General features: G+C 65.2%; 21 protein-coding genes and 1 pseudogene. 4 read left to right on the top strand and 18 right to left on the bottom strand.

Annotated elements, in window-relative coordinates; all coding sequences use genetic code 11:
* Nucleotides 1-34 precede the first annotated feature (34 nt).
* Nucleotides 35-1,006, top strand: coding sequence for an AraC-like ligand-binding domain-containing protein (locus tag ACSFB7_RS29745; protein ID WP_435475919.1), 972 nt, complete (start codon nt 35-37; stop codon nt 1,004-1,006).
* 18 nt (nt 1,007-1,024) lie between these two features.
* Here ACSFB7_RS29745 and arsH read toward each other — a convergent pair whose 3' ends face one another.
* Genes arsH through ACSFB7_RS29765 form a run of 4 tightly spaced genes read right to left on the bottom strand, consistent with a single transcriptional unit; the run spans nt 1,025 to nt 3,820 of the window.
* A complete protein-coding gene (gene arsH, locus ACSFB7_RS29750) occupies nt 1,025-1,744 on the bottom strand; it encodes an arsenical resistance protein ArsH (protein ID WP_435475920.1) in 720 nt (239 codons plus the stop codon).
* On the bottom strand, nt 1,728-2,159 hold the full coding sequence (gene arsC / locus ACSFB7_RS29755; RefSeq protein WP_435475921.1) for an arsenate reductase (glutaredoxin): 432 nt from the start codon (nt 2,157-2,159) through the stop codon (nt 1,728-1,730). Before arsC ends, arsH begins: the two co-directional genes overlap by 17 nt.
* Nucleotides 2,160-2,188: 29 nt before the next feature.
* Nucleotides 2,189-3,475 carry an arsenic transporter gene (locus tag ACSFB7_RS29760; protein WP_435475922.1) on the bottom strand — a complete coding sequence of 429 codons (1,287 nt, stop codon included), beginning with the start codon at nt 3,473-3,475 and terminating at the stop codon, nt 2,189-2,191.
* Nucleotides 3,476-3,496: 21 nt separating this feature from the next.
* Entirely contained in the window at nt 3,497-3,820 is a 324-nt protein-coding gene (locus ACSFB7_RS29765) for an ArsR/SmtB family transcription factor (RefSeq protein ID WP_435475923.1), read from the bottom strand.
* Between the two features lie 136 nt (nt 3,821-3,956).
* Between ACSFB7_RS29765 and ACSFB7_RS29770 the strand changes: the two genes are divergently transcribed.
* On the top strand, nt 3,957-4,685 hold the full coding sequence (locus ACSFB7_RS29770; protein ID WP_435475924.1) for an alpha/beta fold hydrolase: 729 nt from the start codon (nt 3,957-3,959) through the stop codon (nt 4,683-4,685).
* A 14-nt stretch (nt 4,686-4,699) separates the two neighbouring features.
* Here the strand turns inward: ACSFB7_RS29770 and ACSFB7_RS29775 are convergent, their stop codons facing one another.
* The 10 genes and pseudogenes from ACSFB7_RS29775 to ACSFB7_RS29820 form a co-directional block, all read right to left on the bottom strand.
* On the bottom strand, nt 4,700-5,311 hold the full coding sequence (locus ACSFB7_RS29775; protein ID WP_435475925.1) for a 3'-5' exonuclease: 612 nt from the start codon (nt 5,309-5,311) through the stop codon (nt 4,700-4,702).
* Nucleotides 5,308-5,730 (bottom strand): TfoX/Sxy family protein, encoded by a 423-nt coding sequence (locus tag ACSFB7_RS29780; RefSeq protein ID WP_435475926.1) that lies wholly within the window; start codon nt 5,728-5,730, stop codon nt 5,308-5,310. Before ACSFB7_RS29780 ends, ACSFB7_RS29775 begins: the two co-directional genes overlap by 4 nt.
* 19 nt (nt 5,731-5,749) lie before the next feature.
* Nucleotides 5,750-6,139, bottom strand: a complete 390-nt coding sequence (locus ACSFB7_RS29785) for a VOC family protein (protein ID WP_435475927.1) — start codon at nt 6,137-6,139, stop codon at nt 5,750-5,752.
* A gap of 34 nt (nt 6,140-6,173) precedes the next feature.
* Entirely contained in the window at nt 6,174-6,668 is a 495-nt protein-coding gene (locus ACSFB7_RS29790) for a GNAT family N-acetyltransferase (RefSeq protein WP_435475928.1), read from the bottom strand.
* 36 nt (nt 6,669-6,704) lie between these two features.
* Nucleotides 6,705-7,583 (bottom strand): S-formylglutathione hydrolase, encoded by an 879-nt coding sequence (fghA, locus tag ACSFB7_RS29795; RefSeq protein ID WP_435475974.1) that lies wholly within the window; start codon nt 7,581-7,583, stop codon nt 6,705-6,707.
* A gap of 498 nt (nt 7,584-8,081) precedes the next feature.
* A pseudogene (locus tag ACSFB7_RS29800) lies at nt 8,082-8,507 on the bottom strand (alpha/beta fold hydrolase); the annotation flags it as partial.
* A 21-nt stretch (nt 8,508-8,528) separates the two neighbouring features.
* Nucleotides 8,529-9,635 (bottom strand): S-(hydroxymethyl)glutathione dehydrogenase/class III alcohol dehydrogenase, encoded by a 1,107-nt coding sequence (locus ACSFB7_RS29805; protein WP_435475929.1) that lies wholly within the window; start codon nt 9,633-9,635, stop codon nt 8,529-8,531.
* Between the two features lie 52 nt (nt 9,636-9,687).
* Nucleotides 9,688-10,338, bottom strand: a complete 651-nt coding sequence (locus tag ACSFB7_RS29810; protein WP_435475930.1) for a glutathione S-transferase family protein — start codon at nt 10,336-10,338, stop codon at nt 9,688-9,690.
* The gene (locus ACSFB7_RS29815) at nt 10,335-11,177 is read right to left on the bottom strand and encodes an aromatic ring-hydroxylating dioxygenase subunit alpha (protein ID WP_435475931.1); all 843 of its coding nucleotides are present in this window, start codon (nt 11,175-11,177) and stop codon (nt 10,335-10,337) included. Before ACSFB7_RS29815 ends, ACSFB7_RS29810 begins: the two co-directional genes overlap by 4 nt.
* A gap of 11 nt (nt 11,178-11,188) precedes the next feature.
* Nucleotides 11,189-11,866 carry a Rieske 2Fe-2S domain-containing protein gene (locus tag ACSFB7_RS29820; protein ID WP_435475932.1) on the bottom strand — a complete coding sequence of 226 codons (678 nt, stop codon included), beginning with the start codon at nt 11,864-11,866 and terminating at the stop codon, nt 11,189-11,191.
* Between the two features lie 542 nt (nt 11,867-12,408).
* Between ACSFB7_RS29820 and ACSFB7_RS29825 the strand changes: the two genes are divergently transcribed.
* Complete coding sequence (locus tag ACSFB7_RS29825) at nt 12,409-13,377, top strand: LysR family transcriptional regulator (RefSeq protein WP_435475933.1); 969 nt, start codon at nt 12,409-12,411, stop codon at nt 13,375-13,377.
* A gap of 40 nt (nt 13,378-13,417) precedes the next feature.
* A complete protein-coding gene (gene aroQ / locus ACSFB7_RS29830; RefSeq protein WP_124466475.1) occupies nt 13,418-13,858 on the top strand; it encodes a type II 3-dehydroquinate dehydratase in 441 nt (146 codons plus the stop codon).
* Nucleotides 13,859-14,181: 323 nt separating this feature from the next.
* Here aroQ and ACSFB7_RS29835 read toward each other — a convergent pair whose 3' ends face one another.
* From ACSFB7_RS29835 to dnaJ, 4 genes are all read right to left on the bottom strand, one after another.
* Nucleotides 14,182-15,720 carry a SpoVR family protein gene (locus ACSFB7_RS29835; RefSeq protein ID WP_435475934.1) on the bottom strand — a complete coding sequence of 513 codons (1,539 nt, stop codon included), beginning with the start codon at nt 15,718-15,720 and terminating at the stop codon, nt 14,182-14,184.
* The gene (locus tag ACSFB7_RS29840; protein WP_435475935.1) at nt 15,717-17,009 is read right to left on the bottom strand and encodes a YeaH/YhbH family protein; all 1,293 of its coding nucleotides are present in this window, start codon (nt 17,007-17,009) and stop codon (nt 15,717-15,719) included. The genes ACSFB7_RS29835 and ACSFB7_RS29840 overlap by 4 nt, the downstream gene beginning before the upstream one ends.
* Nucleotides 17,010-17,062: 53 nt before the next feature.
* Nucleotides 17,063-18,985 (bottom strand): PrkA family serine protein kinase, encoded by a 1,923-nt coding sequence (locus ACSFB7_RS29845; protein WP_435475936.1) that lies wholly within the window; start codon nt 18,983-18,985, stop codon nt 17,063-17,065.
* A gap of 840 nt (nt 18,986-19,825) precedes the next feature.
* Entirely contained in the window at nt 19,826-20,965 is a 1,140-nt protein-coding gene (gene dnaJ / locus ACSFB7_RS29850) for a molecular chaperone DnaJ (protein ID WP_435475937.1), read from the bottom strand.
* Nucleotides 20,966-20,994 lie beyond the last annotated feature (29 nt).

The raw sequence follows: 20,994 nt of genomic DNA on the forward strand, positions 1-20,994 counted from the left end.
TGGCAAATGAGCCCGGGCTGGCTATGTTCGCGGCATGAGCGCCATCGCCTCCGCCCCTGCCTCTTCAGCGATCCACACCTGGTCGACCGACAACGTGCCGCCTGCGCAGCGGCTGGACTACTGGGTGGGCGCGGTCTGCGAAGGCTTCCTGGAGATGGACGTGACCAGCCCGGCAGCAGGGGATTTCGGCGCGACGCTGTTGTCGGCGCCGCTCGGCCCCATCGTCGTCAACCAGGTGCGCGGCAGCGCGCAGGACGTCTATCGCACGCGCCGGGCCATCGCCCACAGCCGCCACAACTACTTCTACCTGCTGTGCAAGACCGATTCGGCCTGGGTCGCCGTGCAGGACGGCCGCGCCGCGCGCCTGCTGCCGGGCGACGCGGTGCTGGTCGATTCGCGCCGTCTTTATGAATTTCATCTGCTGCAGTCGGCCGACACCATCTCGCTCGAACTGCCGACCGCCTGGGTCGATGCATGGCTGCCCGACGCCGGCGACCAGGTGGCGCGCCGCATCGATGGGCAGGCGGGCTGGGGCGGCGTGCTCAGCAGCTTCGTGCGCCAGTTGACGCCGGCGCTGGCTGCGAACCCGCCGCTGCCGGCCGAACTGCTGGGCGACCAGCTCGGCGGCCTGCTGGCACTGGCCGTGGGGCATGGCCCCGCGCAGGTGCCGGATGCGGGGCGTGCCGTCTTGCGGCAGCGCGTGCTGGAAGCCACGCGCGAGCGCCACGCAGAGCCCGGCCTCACGGCCGCCGGCGTGGCGCGCGGGCTGGGCATTTCGGAGCGCAGCCTGCACCGCTGCCTGGGCGAGGGCGGCACCACCTTCGCGACCGCGCTGGCCGGCTTTCGCATGCAGGTGGCGCGGCGCATGCTGGGCGATGCGCGCTTCGACCGCCTGAGCATCGCGGAGATCGGGTTTCGCGTCGGGCTGGCCGACGCATCGCACTTCGTTCGCCAGTGCCGCCGGCATTTGGGCGGCACGCCCGGCGAATTGCGCCGCCGCCGCTGACGTCGAGCAGCCTTGCGCTCAGATGCTGCGCAGGTTGACCCGCTTCGACAGTTCTTGCGCGCTCTCGCGCCGTTCGCTGTAGCGGTCGACCAGATGGTCCGCGCAATCGCGCGTGAGCAGCGTGAACTTGACCAGCTCTTCCATCACGTCGACCACGCGCTCGTAGTACGGCGAAGGCTTCATGCGGCCGTCATCATCGAATTCGAGAAAGGCCTTGGCCACCGACGACTGGTTGGGGATGGTGAGCATGCGCATCCAGCGCCCGAGCACGCGCAACTGGTTCACCGCGTTGAAGGACTGCGAGCCGCCCGACACCTCCATGACCGCGAGCGTCTTGCCCTGCGTGGGCCGCACCGAGCCGATGGCCAGCGGTATCCAGTCGATCTGCGCCTTCATGATCCCGGTCATCGCGCCGTGGCGTTCCGGCGACGTCCACACCATGCCTTCGGCCCATTGCGCAAGGTCGCGCAGCTCCTGCACCTTCGGATGGTCGTCGGGTGCGCCATCGGGCAGCGGAAGGCCGTGCGGGTTGTAGATGCGGGGCTCTGCCCCCATGGCCTGCAGCAGGCGCGCGGCCTCTTCGGTCAGCAGGCGGCTGTAGGAGCGCTCGCGCAGCGATCCGTAGAGCAGCAGGATGCGCGGGGCGTGGGTGGCGCGCTTGGCGGGCAGCAGGCGTTGCAGGTCCGGCTTGCGGAACGCTTCGGCATCGAGGTTGGGCAGTTCAGGGCTTGGCGACACGCTGGCCCTTTGCGTCGATGACCATCTCGCCGTCTTCCTTCGTGAAGGCGCCGCGCTGCGGGTGCGGCAGGATGTCGAGCACCGCCTCGGACGGCCGGCACAGGCGCGTGGCGATCGGCGTCACCACGATGGGCCGGTTGATGAGGATCGGGTGCTGCAGCATGAAGTCGATCAACTGTTCGTCGCTCCACTTCGGGTCGTCCAGGCCCAGTTCGTCATAAGGCGTGCCCTTGCGGCGCATTACCTCGCGCACCGGCATCGCCATCGCGGCGATCAGGCGCTGCAATGTGGCGCGGTCGGGCGGGTGCTTCAGGTACTCGATGACCTCGGGCTCGTCGCCCGTGTTGCGGATCAGTGCGAGCACGTTCCTGGACGTGCCGCAGGCGGGGTTGTGATAGATCGTGATGTTGCTCATGGGCGTGAAGTCCTTGATGGGTTGATGTGTCAGCCGATGCTCAGCCGCAGCGCCAGCGCCGCCAGCGTGACCAGCAGCACCGGCACCGTCAGCACGAAGCCGACCTTGAAGTAGTAGCCCCAGCCGATGGTGGTGCCCTTCTTCGCGAGCACGTGGAGCCACAGCAGCGTGGCAAGGCTGCCGATGGGCGTGATCTTCGGACCCAGGTCGCAGCCGATCACGTTGGCGTAGACCATGGCCTCTTTCACCACGCCGCTCGCGCCCGATGCGTCGATGGACAGCGCGCCGATGAGCACGGTCGGCATGTTGTTCATGACGGACGAGAGCAGGGCCGAGAGAACCCCGGTGCCCAGCGCGGCGGTCCACACGCCGCCCCTGGCGAACACATCGAGCAGCGATGCGATGTGGCCGGTCAGCCCGGCATTGCGCAGCCCGTAGACCACGAGGTACATGCCCAGCGAGAAGACGACGATCTGCCATGGTGCCTCGCGCAGCACCTTGCGCGTGTCGATCGCATGGCCGCGCGCCGCCACCGCGAACAGCACCACGGCACCGAAGGCGGCCACGGCGCTGACGGGCACGCCAAGCGGTTCGAGCCCGAAGAAGCCGACGAGCAGCAGCACCAGCACGACCCAGCCCGCGCGAAAGGTCGCGAGGTCGCGCACGGCGGTGGCGGGCGCCTTGAGTTGCGCCACGTCGTAGCGCGCGGGAATGCCGCGGCGGAAATAAAGCATCAGCATCACGAGGCTGGCGAGCACCGATGCGATGTTCACAGGGACCATGACCGCCGCGTAGTCGCGAAAGCCGATCTTGAAGAAGTCGGCCGACACGATGTTCACGAGGTTCGACACCACCAGCGGCAGGCTCGCCGTGTCGGCAATGAAGCCGGCCGCCATCACGAAGGCCAGCGTGGCGGCGGGCGTGAAGCCGAGCGCGAGCAGCATCGCCATCACGATGGGCGTGAGGATCAGCGCGGCACCGTCGTTGGCGAAGAGCGCCGACACCGCCGCGCCCAGCAGCACGATGAACGCGAACAGCAGCCGGCCGCGCCCGCCGCCCCAGCGCGCCACGTGCAGAGCGGCCCACTCGAAGAAGCCGGCCTCGTCGAGCAGCAGGCTGATGACGATCACCGCGACGAAGGTGGCGGTGGCGTTCCACACGATGCCCCAGACGACGGGTATGTCCGCAAGGTGGACCACGCCGAGGGCCAACGCCACCAGCGCGCCGAGCGAAGCGCTCCAGCCGATGCCCAGGCCGCGCGGCTGCCAGATGACCAGCACGAGCGTGCAGACGAAGATGAAGACGGCAGTCAGCATGTCGGGGATCGCAACAAGGGGTCAGCAGCCGCAGCCTGCTGCGCCGTCGGCAAGGCAGGGCTCGCCCTGGCAGCAGTTTTCCGTGAGGTAGCCGAGCAGGGCGTTCATGCGCTCGAAGGCCGCGCGGTAGACGAGGTTGCGGCCCTGCCGCTCCTGCGAGATCAGCCCCGAATTCGTCAATTCCTTGAGGTGGAAAGACAGGCCTGTGGCCGGCACGCCGAGCGCCTCGGTCAGTGCACCCGGCGTCAGGCCCTCGGGCCCGGCCACCACCAGCGCGCGAAACACCCGCAGGCGGATTGGCTGTGCGAGGGCAGCCAAAGATCGAACGACGTCGTTTTCTTCCATTGTTCAAGTATCGTTGAATTATTGAATGAAGGCAAAGGCGGGCGCGAATCGGCCATCGGGCTGGCAGGCAGCGGCCATCGGCACTGCGTTGGTTTTTCTACAGTCGTGCTCCTTCACCCACCAGAAGGAGACACCCATGTCCGACACCTATGTTCTCGTCCACGGCGCGTGGCACACCGGCGCCGAGATCGAAGCCGTGGCCGATGGCCTGCGCGAAGCCGGCCACACCGTGCATTGCCCCACGCTCGCGGGAAACCGCGCCGGCGACGACCGCGCGCGCACCGGCCTCAGCGATGCCATCGACTCCGCCGTGCGCTTCATCGAAGAGAAAGACCTGACGCAGGTTCGCCTCGTGGGCCACAGCTATGGCGGCATGGTGATCTCGGGCGTGGCCGACCGCATCGCGCAACGGCTGCGGCGGCTGGTCTACATCAATGCCTTCGTGCCGCTCGACGGCGAATCGCTCAACGACATGGTGCCGCCGCACTACGTGACGATGTTCGATGCCATCGCCGCAGCCAACGGCAACGCGGTGACGCTGCCCTTCGAGATCTGGCGCGAAGCCTTCATCAACGATGCCGACCTCGCGCTCGCGCAGGCCGCCTACGAGAAGCTGAACCCGCACCCGTACCGCACCTTCACCGACAAGATCAAGCTGCAGAAGCCGCTGGCCGAGCTGGCACTGGGCAAGTCCTACGTCAACTGCCAGCAGGACACCGCGCTGCCGCACAGCCTGCCGTGGCATCCGCGCCTGTCGGAGCGGCTGGGGCTGTTCAGGCTGGTCGAATGCCCCGGCAGCCACGAGATGTTTTTCTCGAATCCGCGGCGGCTGGCGCAGGCCATCGTGGAGGCGGGCCGGGACTGATCCCGCCTGGCGGCTCAGGCGCCGGGGAACAGCGCGTCGAAGACGCGGATCGACGCGTAGGCGTCGTTCGCCGCATAGCGGATCTGCGCTTCGGTCAGTTGCTTGTTGGCCCAGTTCGAGGTCGTCGCCTTGCGCGACTTCACGAAGCGGCGGTTGAACACCAGCGCCACCGCCGCCTTCACGCCCACCGACTTGCGGTAGCCGCGATGGCGGAACTCGGTGTCGATGTCGAACACCGCCTGCGGCTCGATCTGCAGCTTGTTGCGGATCAGCGTGAGGTCGCCCGAGAGGCCGAAGCCGACCTTGCGCAGCTCGGTCGATGCGATCAGCTCGGCCACCAGCGGGTTGCATTCGGTGCGATGCAACTGGAACAGCCAAGCCGTGTCGCGCGTGGAGAACTGCACCACGTGCGGGCCGCCCGAGACTTCGTTCTTGGCGAAGGTGGGCTTGGATTCGGTGTCGAAGCCGGCCACGCGCGCGGCCAGCAGCGTGTCGGCGGCGCGTTCGGCGTCTTGCAATGTGGCAACGACGACGATGTTCTTCAGGCCGAGGCCGTCGAAGGGTTCGAGCAGTGCGATCTGTTCGCGCTCGGGCAATGGGGGCGGCGCGGGGTTGTTGCTGTTCACCGGGGAACTGCTTTCTTGGTCTTCTTCACTGCGGCTTTCTTTGCGGGTGTTTTGCTGGCCGCCTTTTTCTTGGCCGCCGGCGTCTTGTTCTTCGGTGGCTGGCCCGAGCGCAGCGCGGCCTCGTACGCGCGGCGGCCCCACAGCGCGGCTTCCTCGCGGTCTTCGAACAGGTCGGCGGGCGCCTGCCGGTACGACATCGGCATCGACTTGCCCTGCCGCTCGTAGGTGAAGGGCGGCAGGTTCTGCTGGTCGAAGTGCGTGGCGCTTTCGGCGTCGGCCTTCAGGTAGAGCGTGTCGCGGGCCACCAGCGCGATCATGCGGCCCTCGTGCCACACGCCGTGGCCGCCGAACATGCGGCGGGTTTCGATGCGGCCGAGGCGCTCGAAGATTTCGTGCAGGCTCTGGACGAAGGCACTCATGGTGCGGGCCTCGTGTTGTTCATGCGGTGATCTCGATGCGGTTGCCGTCGGGGTCGAGCACCACGCTCTCGTAGTAGCCGTCGCCGGTGCGGCGCGGGCCATCGAGCAGCGGATAGCCGTCGTTCTTCAGCCGTTGCGTGAGTTCGTCGACGGCGGCGTCGGAACCCACGCTGATGGCCAGGTGCGTCCAGCCCATGCGCTGCGCGCCGGCTTCGATGGAGACGGGCGAGAGCGTGCTGGTGGTCATGGCCTCGATGCGCGCGCCGTCGCCCAGGCTCAGGAAGCACGAGGCGAAACCCTTCGCCGGATTGACATAGCCCGCGCCCGCCGTGGCGCCGAAGTAGTCGATGTAGAAGCGCTTGCAGCGCTCGAGGTCGGTGGTCCAGAGTGCGATGTGGTCGATGCGCATGGAGAAGAAAAAATCAAGGAGTCTTCACACCGTGTCAGCCGACGCGCCACGGCGGGCGCGAAGGTGACCAGTGGTAGGCAATGCGTTCGCGGCCGCTGCTCGGATGCCGGTCGACCGTGCCGCGCTCCAGGCCATAGCGTTCGTAGAAGCGCTGCGCCGAGGTGTTGGTGGTGGCCACATGCAGCCGCCAGCCGGTAGGGATGCGAACGCAGGCTTCGTCGAGCAGCGCCTTGCCCAGTCCCTGGTTGCGCAGGTGCGGCTCGACAAAGAGCTGAGCCACGTACTCGCGCCGCTCCAGCAGCACCATGAAGGCAAGCACCTGTCCATCGCGTTCGGCCAGAACGACTTCGGCCGGTGGCACGAATTCGGTTCGCACGCGCTGCAGCCAGTGGCCGATCGGCTCGATGGTGGCGGCGCCCCGGTTGGCGGAAATCCACGCACGGCGCCAGATGCCGGCCAGCACCATGCTCTCTTCGGTGGAGCCATCGCGCGACCGCAAATGGAAGGCAGGAATTTGAGCTGCGGACATGCGTTCCATGATACGGCGCACACCCGCCGCGGTCGATCAGCCGTGCAATGTTTGCGCGTGATGCGCAATGTGGTCGGCCATGAAGCTCTGGATGAAGTAGTAGCCGTGGTCGTAGCCCGCATGGCGGCGCAGCGTGAGCGGCTGGCCGGCCGCGAAGCAGGCCGCCTCGAACACTTCGGGATGCAGTTGCTCGGCCAGGAATTTGTCGGCGAGGCCCTGGTCGATCAGGATGCCGTGGGGATACGGCGCGACAGTCTGCGACTGCATCAGCGCGCTGGCGTCGTGCGCCAGCCACTGGGCACGGTCGTCACCGGGCGCGCCCAGGTAGCCGCTGAACGCTTTCTTGCCCCACGGGCATTGCGTGGGCGCGCAGATCGGCGCGAAGGCCGACAGCGACTTGAAGCGCCCCGGGTGCCGCATGGCGAGCGTGAGCGCGCCGTGGCCGCCCATCGAGTGGCCGAAGATGCCCAGGCGCTGGCCGTCGATGGCGAAGTGCTGTGCCACCAGCGGCAGCAGCTCATGGACGATCCAGCTTTCCATGCGCCAGTGGGTGGACCAGGGCTCGGCGGTCGCGTCGAGGTAGAAGCCGGCGCCGATGCCGAAGTCCCAGTTGTCTTTTGCGCCCGGCAGGCTTTCGGGCTCGGCGCCGCGCGGGCTGGTGTCGGGCGCGATCAGCGCAAGGCCCAGGCTCGCGGCCATGCGCTGCGCGCTGGCCTTGGTCGCGAAGGTTTCCTCGTTGCAGGTCAGGCCCGCAAGGTAGAGCAGGGCGGGCACGCGCTCGTGCGCGGCCTGCGGCGGCAGGTAGACCGAGAAGCGCATCGGCAGCCCGATCTCGTGCGAGCGGTGCTCGTGAAAGCTCTGCACGCCGCCGAAGGCGTGGTGCTCGGAAAGGGTCTTGAGGGTGGTGTCGGTCATCGGGATGGGTTGTGCAGTGCGGGCACCAGTTCGAGCACGGCGTCGGCAAAGGTGCGCGGCGCTTCCTGCGGCATGTTGTGGCCCACGCCCGGCACGAGCCGGTGCGAGCGCGGTCCGCTGAAGCGGTGCGCGTGGGCCGAGGCCTCGGCCGGCGGTCGGCGGTCGCACGCCGTCGTCGATGCCGTCGAAGGTGATGGTGGGCACGGTGATCGCGGGTTCGGCCGCGAGGCGGCGCTCGATGTCCGCATAGGCCGGGTCGCCGGGCACGAGGCCGAAGCGATGGCGGTACGACTGGATCACCACGTCCACGAAATCAGGATGGTCGAAGGCGGCGGCGCTGCGCTCAAAGGTGGCGTCGTCGAACCTCCACGTGGGCGACCACAGCTTCCACAGCAGCTTGGTGAACGCCTTGCGGTCTTTCGCGAGCCCGGCGCGGCCGCGTTCGCTGTGAAAGTAGTACTGGTACCAGAGGCTGTGCTCCTTGGCCGGCGCATCCGGCTCCATCGCCTGGGCGATGTTCTGGATGTTGTAGCTGTTGAAGGACACCAGCCCCGCGCAGCGTTCGGGCCACAACGCAGCCACCACGCAGGCAGCGCGCCCGCCCCAGTCGTAGCCGGCCAGCACCGCGTGTTCGATCTTCAGCGCATCGAGCAGCGCGAGCAGGTCGGCGCCCAGCGCGGCCTGTTCGCCCGAACGCGGCGTGGCGTCGCTCAGAAAGCGCGTGGTGCCATAGCCGCGCAGGTACGGCACGATCACGCGGCAGCCTTGCGCCGCGAGCATCGGCGCCACTTCGGCGTAGGTGTGGATGTCGTACGGAAAGCCGTGCATCAGCAGCACGGGTGGGCCGTCGGCGGGCCCGGTCTCGAAGTACGCGATTTCGAGGACGCCCGCCTCGATCTTGCGCAAGGGTTCCATGCGGTTCATGGCGGGCGCCTCCCGTCAGTCTTAGTAGAGGACCACGCCGCGAATGGATTCGCCGCGCTTCATCAGGTCGAAGCCCTTGTTGATGTCTTCCAGCGGCATGGTGTGCGTGATCAGGTCGTCGATGTTGATCTTGCCTTCCATGTACCAGTCCACGATTTTCGGCACGTCGGTGCGGCCACGTGCGCCGCCGAAGGCAGAGCCTTCCCACTTGCGGCCGGTGACCAACTGGAACGGCCGCGTGCTGATTTCCGCACCCGCCTCGGCCACGCCGATGATGATGCTGCGGCCCCAGCCCTTGTGCGTGCATTCGAGCGCCTGGCGCATCACCTTGGTGTTGCCGATGCACTCGAAGCTGTAGTCGGCGCCGCCGTCGGTCAGCTGCACGATGGCATCGACCACGTTCTCGGTGTTCGTCGGGTTGATGAAGTGCGTCATGCCGAACTTGCGCGCCATGGCTTCGCGCTCGGGGTTCAGGTCGACACCGATGATCTTGTCGGCGCCCACCATCTTGGCGCCCTGGATCACGTTCAGGCCGATGCCGCCGAGGCCGAACACGACCACGTTGGCGCCGGCTTCCACCTTGGCCGTGAAGATCACCGCGCCGATGCCGGTGGTGACGCCGCAGCCGATGTAGCAGACCTTGTCGAAGGGTGCGTCTTCACGGATCTTGGCGAGCGAGATTTCGGGCGCGACCGTGTAGTTGCTGAAGGTCGACGTGCCCATGTAGTGGGCGATCGGCTGGCCGTCGAGGCTGAAGCGCGAGGTGCCGTCGGGCATCTGTCCCTTGCCCTGCGTGCCGCGGATCAATTGGCACAGGTTGGTCTTGCGGCTCAGGCAGAACTTGCACTGGCGGCACTCGGGCGTGTACAGCGGAATGACGTGGTCGCCCTTCTTGAGCGTGGTGACGCCGGGGCCGACGTCGACCACGATGCCCGCGCCTTCGTGGCCCAGGATCGCGGGGAAGATGCCTTCGGGGTCGGCGCCCGAGAGCGTGTAGTAGTCGGTGTGGCAGATGCCGGTGGCCTTGATCTCGACCAGCACTTCGCCGAAACGGGGGCCGTCGAGATCGACGGTTTCAATGGTGAGCGGGGCTCCGGATTTCCAGGCGACGGCGGCTTTGGTTTTCATGGCGGGTTCGGGGAAAAGAGGGAGAGAAAGAGGCGCGAAGGCCCAAGGATACTCAGGCGGGGCCGGCAGGGAAGATACCCGACATGCCAATGAACCCGGACAGGTGTCGGAAATCCCAGCCCCAGTTTCGCAGGGCCGGAAATTCGTCCAGCGAAATGCCGCCTTCGCCAGCCAGCGCGACATACGGAAAGCAGGCCAGGTCGGCAATCGTCGGCTTGGGTGCCGAGGCCAGCCAGCGCAGGCCCATGCTGGCCTGTTCGGCGAGGTGGTCGTCGAGCACGCGGAACACGGCGCGCGCGCCGGTGCGGCAGGCGTCGATGTCGAGATGGTGATAGCCGAGCGCATCGTGCAGCCGCGCGGCCGAGGCGGTGCGGGTGATGTCGTCGGCGGTGGCGAGCCACATCGCGATCTGGCCGCGCAGCTTCGGATCGTCGGGATACCAGTGGCCCCGCGCGTCGTGGCGGCTCGCCAGGTAGACCAGGATGGCTTGCGCATCGCGTAGCAGGAAACCGCCGTCGTCGATCACCGGGAGCTGGCCGAGCGGGTTGACGTTCGCCAGGAAGGCGGCCGACTTGTGCTCGCGTCCGGGGTAGAAATCGACCGGGACGGTTTCATGGGCGACGCCGAGCCACGCCAGCATTTGCCGCACCTTGAAGCAGTTGCCCGAGAGCGGGTAGTCGTAGAGCTTCAGTGTTGTGGTCATGCGGCGGCCCTCACGCCGAAGCGCATGCCGCGCTCGCGCAACCAGCGGCGGTAGGTGACGGACGAGGTGTCGCCGCGCGTGGGCGTCTCGGCGCGGCCTTCGAGCGGCATGCGCTTGAAGGCGTGGTTCTCCAGGATCGGCTTGTCCTGCCCGAAGATCGTGTGCTGGAAAGCGATGAGTTCGGCGTCGGTGGAGTCGTCGTCGTAGCAGGCGAGGATCGTGTGGGCGATCACGTGCTCATCGTCGATGGGCTGCAGGAAGAGCCCGATGGCATCGAGTTCGCCCGCGCGAAAGCTCGACTTGTAGAGCATGGCCGAGAAGGGCTGCATCACGCGGTACTTGTAGAGCACCTCGCTGCCCGAATCGTGCGCGGCCGAGGCGCGCGGCTGCCAGAAGCGGCAGTCGGTGGCCCAGATTTCGCCGGTGGTGGGCTCGACCTGCACCTGGTATTGCGCCACCTCGGTGTGCGGTACCTTGCCGAGATAGTCGGCGTGCACGAAGGGGAAGTGCGCCATGTCCAGGAAGTTCTCGATCACCCGCAGGCCCGACACCGCGACGCCGATGCCGCCGCAGTCGATGGTGCGGCGGCCGGGCTCGCTGTATTCGGGGAAGTCGAACAGCGGGCGCGCGGGCTGGCCGCTGGGGCAGACCCAGAGGTAGCCGTAGCGGGATTGCACCGCGAGCGGCTGGTCGCCCATGCGGCATTGAGGTGTGCCGTCGGCATCGATCCAGAGCCGCACCGTTTCGCCGAGCAGGCGGGTGGTGCGCACTTCGGTCGTGGCCGGTCCGACGACCAGCCAGTCGTCGCGCATGTTGGGGTCGTCGGTGACGAAGGGCATGGTTTCTTCTTTCAACCTTTGGGAAGGGCTTCGATCTCGCTGCGCAGGCGGCGGACGGCGGTGTGCAGGGCCGCCATTGCATCCGAGGCGGGATTTGCATCGCTCCAGAAATGAACAAAGGCGAGGTGGGGCTGGGCGTCGAGGACGAGGGCGACGGTGCTCACGTCGTTGAGTTGGCCGCGCCATGCACCCGACGCTCCATCGGCGGCCAGGCCGCGCCGGGCCAGCATTTCGCGCACTATGCCGGCGGGGGCGCGCACGGTCAGCGTGCGGCAGAAGCTCCAGCCGGTGGGGACGGCATCAGCCAGTTCCGCTGGCGCAATGTGCGTCTCGGGCGACAGGTGAACCCACAGCATTCCCGAAGCCTCGGCCACGTTGAACGTCTTCGCGCAGACGTTGCGCGGCGCCTGCATGGCCGGGTGCGCCGGGATGCTCGTGCATTGCCCGCTGCCGGCCGCGTACTGCCAGCCGTGGTAGGCGCAGGCCAGCCGGTTCTCGATCACCTGGCCGAGCGTGAAGCGCACGCTGCGGTGCGGGCAGCGGTTCTCCCAGGCTTGCGCGGTGCCGTCGGCCGAGCGCCAGAGGGCGAGTTCCTGTCCTTCGGCAAAGCCGGCGACGATGTTGGCGCCGGGGCGCAGGTCGGCCGACCGTGCCACGGGATGCCAGGGGGCGGTGTTGCTTGTGTTCATGGTGCGTGGGGCGCGGGGGCGTGAGGCTCGGCGCCGGTGATGGCATAGCATTGACGCCACCCCGGCCATGCCGCCTACCGTACCGCGTCTGCCGCACCGATGAAAGCCACATGAAGAGACGCAACTTTTCATTCCTGAAACGCTGGATGAAATGACGCCTTGCTGTTTTGTTTGTCGCGTTGTGTCTGGCGTGCGTTCTTGGCGCTGCTGTTCGTTCAGTTCAGGGCGACGCTCACGCCGACACGGTGCTCTTTTTCGCGAATGTCCCCCGCTTCGCTCCTCCTTTATTTCGCGAAAAAGAGCCCCGTATCGGCGCGAGCGCTCAGAGCACTGGTTGATCGGCGATCACCAGCAGCGTGCCCATGTGCGAATGACACCAGGTGCTCCCCGCAGCGAAATGAAGGAGGAGCGAAGCGGGGGACATTCGCGGAGGGGAGCACCCGGTGTCATTCGCACTCGCCCCGAACAACGGCGTTCAAAAACGGCACCTCGACCAGTTTCACGTGTCGTGGATCAAGCGATCGCACCGGGGAGCAACTGGCATGAGCCGCATCGATCTCGCATTGGTCGAGGCCTTCGTGCTGGTCGCGAAGGGCGGCAGTCTCACAAAGGCCGAAAGCCTCTCGGGCGTGTCCAAGGCCACCTTGAGCCGGCAGCTCACGCGACTGGAAAAGCTGCTGGGTGCACAACTGCTGATGCGCAGCCCGCGCCGCATCACGTTGACCGAAGCCGGCCGTGCGTATTTCGCGCGCTGCGAAGGGCTGCTCGACGAAGTGACGGGCCGGCTCGAAGCGGCCAGCACCGAAATCCACGAGCTGACGACCGGCGTGTCGGGCAGCCTCTCGCTGCTGTCGGACACGCAGTTCAGCACCTCCTTCGTCTGCCACGTGGTCAAGCTGTTCCTGGAGTCACATCCGAATGTGCGCTGCCAGCTCGACGTGGCGAACGGCTTTCACGCGCCGCAGGTCGGCGATGTCGATTGCTATGTGTGTTCGGAGCCGCCCGATGCGCCGAACCTCGTGGCCAAGTTGCTGGGCAAGTTGAACTACGGGCTCTACGCGAGCCCGCAATACCTCGCGCGCCACGGCACGCCGCAGGCGCCGGATGAACTGGCACGGCACCAGTCGATCGTGATGAAGGCGCCGTCGGGGTTGTCGCAGGTGCTGCTGGTGTCGGGGGCGTCGAGCTTCGCTTTCCGCCCCGAGCCCGCCTTCGAGACCAACGACCACTGGGTCATGAAGACCTTTTGCATCGATGGCCTGGGCATTGCGCTGCTGCCGGCGTTCTTTGTGCGGCCCGAGGTGGAGCAGGGCGTGCTGATGCCGGTGCTGCCGCAGTGGCAACCCGAGCCGCGCCGCATCTACTGCGCCTACCAGCGGCAGCGCTACATGGGCCAGAAGCTGCGCGATTTCGTCGACCTGATGGCGCGTTGCGTGGTGGACATCGACTCGTACAACTACTACGTCGGATCATCGACAACGAAGCGCCGCAAGACCGGCGCGAGACCATAATCGGCAGCGTTTGCCAGTTGCCTTCAGGCCTTTACTCATCATGAAGAAAATACTCGTCCTCAACGGCCCCAACCTCAACCTGCTCGGCACGCGAGAGCCAGAGCAATACGGTCGCGACACGCTGGCCGATGTCGAACGCCTGTGCAAGGACACGGGCGCCAAGCACGGCGTCGAGATCGAGTGCCGCCAGTCGAACCACGAAGGTGTGCTGATCGACTGGATCCAGGAAGCGGGCCGCGAAGTGGCGGCCGGCAACATGCTGGGCGTGGTCATGAACCCCGGCGCCTACACCCACACGTCGATTGCGTTGCACGATGCGATCAAGGGCGCGAGCGTGCCGGTGATCGAGCTGCACATCTCGAACGTGCATGCGCGCGAAGAGTTTCGCCATCACTCCTACATCTCGCCCGCGGCGCGGGGGATCATCGTGGGGCTGGGGGTGAAGGGCTATACGCTGGCTATTGCGGCGCTGGTTCCCTAGGCTTGTTTCAGGGGCTTTCGCGCTGCGTGTCAGGTGGTTCGGGTACGGGTTCATTCAGGGCGCGTGCGAATGACACCAGGTGCTCCCCTCCGCGAATGTCCCCCGCTTCGCTCCTCCTTTATTTCGCTGCGGGGAGCACCTGGTGTCATTCGCACAGGGGGCACGCTGCTGGTGATTCCGCGATCAACGACTGCTCTGTCCAACGCTCGCGCCGATACGGGGCTCTTTTTCGCGAAATAAAGGAGGAGCGAAGCGGGGGACATTCGCGAAAAAGAGCACCGTGTCGGCGTGAGTGTCGCCCTGAACAGCGGCAGCCCCAAATTTCAGTAGAGCTGCTTCGGCGCCGCAGCCTTCCAACTGCGGCTGATGCGCCCCGCACTGTCGATGCTTTCGAGGTGCACGTCGAACCCCCAGAGCCGGGCGACGTGCTTCAGCACTTCTTCCGCACCGTCATGCAACGGCAGGTTGTTGCGCTGCGTATGCCGCAATGTCAGCGAACGGTCGCCGCGCGTGGCGACGTTCCACACCTGGATGTCGGGTTCGCGGCTGCTGATGTCGTACTGCCGTGACAGCGATTCGCGCAACGCCTGATAGCCGCTGTCATCGTGAATGGCCGACACCTCGAGTTCGGACTCGCTCTGATGATCGCGAATCGAGAACAGCCGGAAATCACGCATCGTCTTCGGACTCAGGAACTGGCCGATGAAACTCTCGTCCTTGAAGTTGCGCATCGCGTAGTCGAGCGTCTTGACCCAGTCGGTGCCCGCGAAGTCGGGGAACCAGCGGCGGTCCTCGGCGGTCGGCTTCTCGCACACGCGCCGCAGGTCGGTCATCATCGCGAAGCCGAGTGCATAGGGGTTGATGCCGCTGTATGCACGATGGCCCACCGGTGGCTGGAAGATCACGCCCGTGTGCGAGCTGAGCCATTCCATCATGAAGCCGTCGGCGAGTTGGCCACGGTCGTACATGGTGTTGAGCAGCGTGTAGTGCCAGAAGGTCGCCCAGCCTTCGTTCATGACCTGCGTCTGGCGCTGCGGGTAGAAGTACTGCGCGATCTTGCGCACGATGCGCACCACCTCGCGTTGCCAAGGTTCGAGCAACGCGGCGTTCTTCTCGATGAAGTAGAGCAGGTTCTCTTGCGGCTCTGATGGAAAGCGCCGCGTGGCGTCGGAGTCGGCCGCCTGCTCGGCGCGCCGTGGCAACGTGCGCCACAGGTCGTTCACCTGCTGCTGCATGTGACGCTCGCGGTCCGCGCGCTGCACGCTTTCTTGCGCCAGCGAGCGCTTCTGCGGGCGGCGATAGCGGTCGACGCCGTAGTTCATCAGCGCATGGCAGGAGTCGAGCAGTTCTTCGACCGAATCGACGCCGTGGCGCTCCTCGCATTCGGCAATGTAGTGCCGCGCATAGACGAGGTAATCGATGATCGAGGACGCATCGGTCCACATGCGGAACAGGTAGTTGCCCTTGAAGAAACTGTTGTGGCCATAGGCCGCATGCGCAATCACCAAGGCCTGCATGGCCATGGTGTTCTCTTCCATCAGGTAGGCGATGCAGGGATCGGAGTTGATGACGATCTCGTACGCCAGGCCCATGTGGCCGCGCTTGTAGTTCTTCTCCGTGGTGATGAACTGTTTGCCGTACGACCAGTGGCGGTAGATCATCGGCATGCCCACGCTGGCGTAGGCGTCCATCATCTGCTCGGCCGTGATCACTTCGAGCTGGTTGGGGTACACGTCGAGCCCGAAGCTCTTGGCCGTCTTGGCGATCTCGGTGTGGTAGGTCTCGATCAGCTCGAAGGTCCAGTCGGAGGGACTGGGCAAGCGCTCCAGGACACGATCGGACGAAGGGCGGTCGGTGTTCATGAGTTGACCCCTTCCTTCTTGAACAGGTCACGAAAGACCGGATAGATGTCTTGTGCGTCCGATACCTTGCGCATCGCAAAGTTGGGCTGCACGCCTTCGAGCTGCTGGTATTCCTGCCACAGGTTCTGCTCGGTCTCGGCCACCTGCACGTAGGCGTAGTAGCGCACCACCGGCAGGATGTTGTCGACCAGCAGTTCGCGGCAGCGGCCACTGTCCTGGTGCCAGTTGTCGCCGTCGCTGGCCTGTGCGCCGTAGACGTTCCATTCGCCGCTGGGGTAGCGCGCCTTGATGATCTCGTCCATCAGCACCAATGCGCTCGACACCACCGTGCCGCCGGTTTCGGTGGCGTGGAAGAACTCTTCTTCGGTCACTTCCTGCGCCTGCGTGTGGTGGCGCAGGAACACGAGATCGATGGTCTCGTAGTGCCGCGTGAGGAACATGTAGAGCAGCATGAAGAAGCGCTTGGCCATGTCCTTGCGCGCCTCGTCCATCGAGCCCGACACGTCCATCAGGCAGAACATCACGCACTTGGCGCTGGGCACCGGCGTCTTCACGCGGTTGCGATAACGCAGGTCGATGGGATCGATGTAGGGCACGTGCCGCATGGTGCGGCGCAACTCGGCGATGCGCTCCTCGACCTCGTGGATTTCTTTCTGGATCAGCGCCGATGTCACCTGCGGATGCTGCTTGAGGTGTTCGAGATGCGCTTCGAGCCGCTTGAGCTCCTTGCGCGGTTCGCCGCCGAGCGCGATGCGGCGGGCCAGCGCCCCGCGCATCGAACGCACCACGTGCAAGTTGTTGGGTGAGCCATCGCTCGTGAAGCCGGCGCGGTGGCTCTTCCACTCGGGCACGTCGGCGATCTGGGTGCGAATGAGGTGGGGCAGCGCGAGGTCGTCGAAGAACACGCGCATGAACTCTTCGCGCGTGAGGCGGAAGACGAAGTCGTCCTCGCCTTCGCCGCTGTCGCTGGCCTCGCCGCTGCCCGAGCCGCCGCTGCCCCCGCCTTCGGGGCGCTTGATGCGATCGCCCTTCAGGTACTCCTGGTTGCCGGGGTGCACATACTCGCGGTCGCCGCCACGCGCATGCCCGAACACCGGTTCGGACACATCGTGGCGCGGCAGGGTCACGTCTTCGCCTTGCTCCAGTTCGCGGATATTGCGGCCACTGACGGCGCGCCTCACCGCTTCCTGGATCTGCCCCTTGTAGCGCCGCAGGAAGCGCTCACGGTTGCCAATGGACTTGTTCTTGCCCGATAGCCGGCGGTCGATGATCTGCTGCAGGATGGCCACGATGGTGTCTAAGCTCCTTGCAAAGAAGAGGACGATTCAGGTGCCGTTGCTTGCTATGAACTCTTGCGCACCCGCAGGTACCACTCGCACAGCAGGCGAACCTGCTTGGCCGTATAGCCCTTCTCGACCATGCGGGTCACGAAGTCTTCGTGCTTCTTCTGTTCGTCGGCGCTGCTCTTGGTGTTGAAGCTGATCACCGGCAGAAGCTCTTCGGTGTTGGAGAACATCTTCTTCTCGATCACCGCGCGCAGTTTTTCGTAGCTGGTCCACGCCGGGTTGCGCCCCGCGTTGCCGGCCCGTGCGCGCAGCACGAAGTTGACGATCTCGTTGCGGAAGTCCTTCGGGTTGCCGATGCCGGCGGGCCGTTCGATCTTCTCGAGTTCGCCGTTGAGCGAGGCCCGGTCGAACACTTCGCCGGTGTCCACGTCGCGGAATTCCTGGTCTTGAATCCAGTAGTCGGCGTAGGTGACGTAGCGGTCGAAGATGTTCTGGCCGTACTCGCTGTAGCTTTCCAGATACGCGGTCTGGATTTCCTTGCCGATGAACTCGGCATAGCGCGGTGCCAGCAGCTCCTTGATGTAGCTGATGTACTTCTGCTCGACCTCGGGCGCGAACTGCTCGCGTTCGATCTGCTGCTCGAGCACGTACATCAGGTGCACCGGATTGGCGGCGACTTCGGAGCTGTCGAAGTTGAAGACCTTCGAGATGATCTTGAAGGCGAAGCGTGTCGACACCCCGCTCATGCCTTCGTCGACACCCGCATAGTCGCGGTACTCCTGGATCGACTTGGCCTTGGGATCGGTGTCTTTCAGGCTCTCGCCGTCGTACACCTGCATCTTGCTGAAGGTGCTGGAGTTCTCGGGCTCCTTCAGGCGCGTGAGCACCGAGAGCTGGGCCATCATGCGCAGCGTGCCGGGGGCGCAAGGCGCCTTGGCCAGCGACGAGTTGCGCACCAGCTTCTCGTAGATCTTGATTTCTTCCGAGGCGCGCAGGCAGTAGGGCACCTTGACGATGTAGATCCGGTCGAGGAAAGCCTCGTTGTTCTTGTTGTTGCGGAAGGCCTTCCACTCGCTCTCGTTGCTGTGCGCGAGCACGATGCCATCGAAGGGAATGGCGCCGAAGCCTTCAGTGCCCTTGAAGTTGCTTTCCTGCGTGGCCGTGAGCAGCGGATGCAGCACCTTGATGGGCGCCTTGAACATTTCCACGAACTCCAGCAGCCCCTGGTTGGCCAGGCACAGGCCACCGGAGTAGGCGTAGGCGTCGGGGTCGTCCTGCGCATAGGTCTCCAGCTTGCGGATGTCGACCTTGCCGACCAGCGAGGAGATGTCCTGGTTGTTCTCATCACCGGGCTCGGTCTTGGCCACCGCGATCTGCCGCAGCACCGACGGGTAGCGCTTGACTACCTTGAACTGGCGGATGTCGCCGCCGTATTCCTCGAGCCGCTTGACGGCCCAGGGCGAGAGAATCCGATTCAGGTAGCGCTGCGGGATGCCGTATTCCTTTTCAAGGATCTCGCCGTCTTCGGCGGTGTCGAACAGGCCCAGGGGCGATTCGTTCACCGGCGAGCCCTGGATGGCATAGAAGGGCACACGCTCCATGAGCTGCTTCAGGCGCTCGGCGATGGAACTCTTGCCACCGCCAACGGGGCCCAGCAGGTAGAGGATCTGCTTCTTTTCTTCCAGTCCCTGCGCGGCATGGCGGAAATAGGAGACCACCTGTTCGATGGCATCTTCCATGCCATAGAACTCCTTGAACGCCGGATAGATCTTGATGACCTTGTTGGCGAAGATGCGCGAAAGCCGGGGGTCGTTGCGCGTATCGACCAGCTCGGGTTCGCCGATGGCCTTGAGCATGCGCTCGGAGGCGGTGGCATACGCCGTGGCATCGCGTTTGCAGATATCGAGGTAGTCCTGCAGCGAGATGACTTCCTCGCGGGTGCGCTCGTAGCGGGCGGCAAAGTTGCTGATCACATCCATGGTCACGCCTCCATCAGGTCAGTGGGCTTTTGGCCCCGGAGCCTGCAGCAAAAGCAATGCGCGCCATTTAAAAGGTGTGCCCGCCCTCGCTGCATGCGGTGGAAAACTCCCTTACAACAATCTGCTAACAATCAGCATAAAGCAAAGATTGAACCCGGCAAATCATTTCTTAAATCAGAACCACACCAACAAGTAAAGTTCCTCGAAAAAAGCGGAACTACTATTCAAATTTCGGGTAAATTCAAAAGCTCGCTTTTCTAATTCTCTCCGGGTGAAAACACCTATGCCGAACGGCCATCTGTCGCTTTTCGGTTTTTCCGGGAGAGCATCGCCTATTGAGCCCCTGTGCTCAATAAAACCGGCGTCTCCCTTCAATAACGTGTGATCTGCCGTTTGGTTTATTGCACATCAAAAAAAAATATAAAAGCAATCCCCGCGCCACTTTTTGAGGAGGCGCTTGCGCGAGTTGATGTGGGAAAGGAGCGCGGACGCCGGTCGGCGTGTTCCGTGAAGGTGCGAGCAGCACCTTTCGTGTGCCGGGGGGCGGATCAGCGGCCGGCATGCACCATTTGGACGAGCTTCACCTCAGAGGCGGCCGTGAAGCAGCCGGTGTTCGAGGTGAGGGTTTGTCGCCCTGAAGCCAGGTGCCGGGCTTCACGTGGCAGGCGAAGAAATGGGCCAAATGCCCGCGCCGCAACTGGATGGCGGTGGGGTTCAGGCCGTTGAACAGGTCCTGCACACCCTTGGTGCGTATTGCATCCGCGTGATTTCTTCCGTGGCCTGCGAAGAGCAAGCCGCACGGAGACGCCAGGCCAGTGAGCCACTGGCCTGGCACTACCCTCAACTGAAGAACTCTTTCGCCTTGTCGAACCAGCTCTTGTCGGTCGGGCTGTGCTTGTCGCCACCCTTCTTGAGCGACTCGTCGAGCTCCTTCAACAGCTTGCGCTGATGCTCGGTGAGCTTCACCGGCGTCTCGACGCGCACGTGGCAGTACAGGTCGCCAGGGTAGCTCGAGCGCACGCCCTTGATGCCCTTGCCGCGCAGGCGGAACTGCTTGCCGCTTTGCGTGCCGTCGGGAATGTCGATGGCCGCCGCGCCCTTGAGCGTGGGCACGTTGATCTCGCCACCGAGCGCGGCCGTGGTCACGCTCACCGGCACCACGCAATGCAGGTCATCGCCATCGCGTTCGAACAACTCGTGCTTCTTCAGGCGAATCTCGATGTACAGGTCGCCCGGCGGGCCGCCATTGGTGCCTGGCTCGCCATTGCCGGTGCTGCGAATGCGCATGCCGTCGTCGATGCCGGCCGGGATCTTCACCTCGAGCGTCTTGTTGTTCTTGATCTTGCCTTGGCCGTGGCACACGGTGCACGGGTCGGGAACGATCTTGCCGCTGCCGTGGCAGGTCGGGCAGGTCTGCTGCACGCTGAAGAAACCCTGGCGCATCTGCACCGCGCCGGCACCGTGGCAGGTGGTGCAGGTGATCGGCTTGGTGCCGGGCTTGGCGCCCGTGCCCTTGCAGGTGTCGCAGTTGTCCCAGCTCGGAATGCGGATCTGGGCTTCCTTGCCGTCGGCCGCTTCTTCGAGCGTGACTTCCATCGCGTAGCTCAGGTCACTGCCGCGGAACACCTGGCGTCCGCTGCTGGTGCGGCCGCCGCGGGCACCGCCGAACACGTCGCCGAAGATGTCGCCGAAGGCTTCCGCGAAACCGCCGAAGCCTTCCGCGCCCGGACCGCCGCGCATGTTGGGGTCGACACCGGCATGGCCGTACTGGTCGTAGGCTGCGCGCTTCTGGCCGTCCGACAGCATTTCGTAGGCTTCCTTCACCTCCTTGAACTTGGCCTCGGCGTCCTTGCTGGTGTCGCCGTGGTTGCGGTCAGGGTGGTGCTTCATCGCGAGCTTGCGATAAGCCTTCTTGATTTCTTCCTCGCTCGCGTTCTTGGGGACGCCGAGGGTTTCGTAATAGTCGCGTTTGGTGGCCATGGCAGGTCGATCTGGAAGCAGCGGGAACT

The sequence above is a fragment of the Variovorax raffinosi genome, assembly GCF_051216615.1.
GTDB lineage: Bacteria > Pseudomonadota > Gammaproteobacteria > Burkholderiales > Burkholderiaceae_C > Variovorax.

Bases quoted from the DNA above. Each gene is read 5' to 3' on its own strand.
- ACSFB7_RS29745 (WP_435475919.1), top strand. From the start codon at position 35: ATGAGCGCCATCGCCTCCGCCCCTGCCTCTTCAGCGATCCACACCTGG.
- arsC (WP_435475921.1), bottom strand. From the start codon at position 2,159: ATGAGCAACATCACGATCTATCACAACCCCGCCTGCGGCACGTCCAGG.
- ACSFB7_RS29760 (WP_435475922.1), bottom strand. From the start codon at position 3,475: ATGCTGACTGCCGTCTTCATCTTCGTCTGCACGCTCGTGCTGGTCATC.
- ACSFB7_RS29765 (WP_435475923.1), bottom strand. From the start codon at position 3,820: ATGGAAGAAAACGACGTCGTTCGATCTTTGGCTGCCCTCGCACAGCCA.
- ACSFB7_RS29770 (WP_435475924.1), top strand. From the start codon at position 3,957: ATGTCCGACACCTATGTTCTCGTCCACGGCGCGTGGCACACCGGCGCC.
- ACSFB7_RS29780 (WP_435475926.1), bottom strand. From the start codon at position 5,730: ATGAGTGCCTTCGTCCAGAGCCTGCACGAAATCTTCGAGCGCCTCGGC.
- ACSFB7_RS29785 (WP_435475927.1), bottom strand. From the start codon at position 6,139: ATGCGCATCGACCACATCGCACTCTGGACCACCGACCTCGAGCGCTGC.
- ACSFB7_RS29790 (WP_435475928.1), bottom strand. From the start codon at position 6,668: ATGTCCGCAGCTCAAATTCCTGCCTTCCATTTGCGGTCGCGCGATGGC.
- fghA (WP_435475974.1), bottom strand. From the start codon at position 7,583: ATGACCGACACCACCCTCAAGACCCTTTCCGAGCACCACGCCTTCGGC.
- ACSFB7_RS29805 (WP_435475929.1), bottom strand. From the start codon at position 9,635: ATGAAAACCAAAGCCGCCGTCGCCTGGAAATCCGGAGCCCCGCTCACC.
- ACSFB7_RS29810 (WP_435475930.1), bottom strand. From the start codon at position 10,338: ATGACCACAACACTGAAGCTCTACGACTACCCGCTCTCGGGCAACTGC.
- ACSFB7_RS29815 (WP_435475931.1), bottom strand. From the start codon at position 11,177: ATGCCCTTCGTCACCGACGACCCCAACATGCGCGACGACTGGCTGGTC.
- ACSFB7_RS29820 (WP_435475932.1), bottom strand. From the start codon at position 11,866: ATGAACACAAGCAACACCGCCCCCTGGCATCCCGTGGCACGGTCGGCC.
- ACSFB7_RS29825 (WP_435475933.1), top strand. From the start codon at position 12,409: ATGAGCCGCATCGATCTCGCATTGGTCGAGGCCTTCGTGCTGGTCGCG.
- aroQ (WP_124466475.1), top strand. From the start codon at position 13,418: ATGAAGAAAATACTCGTCCTCAACGGCCCCAACCTCAACCTGCTCGGC.
- ACSFB7_RS29835 (WP_435475934.1), bottom strand. From the start codon at position 15,720: ATGAACACCGACCGCCCTTCGTCCGATCGTGTCCTGGAGCGCTTGCCC.
- ACSFB7_RS29845 (WP_435475936.1), bottom strand. From the start codon at position 18,985: ATGGATGTGATCAGCAACTTTGCCGCCCGCTACGAGCGCACCCGCGAG.
- dnaJ (WP_435475937.1), bottom strand. From the start codon at position 20,965: ATGGCCACCAAACGCGACTATTACGAAACCCTCGGCGTCCCCAAGAAC.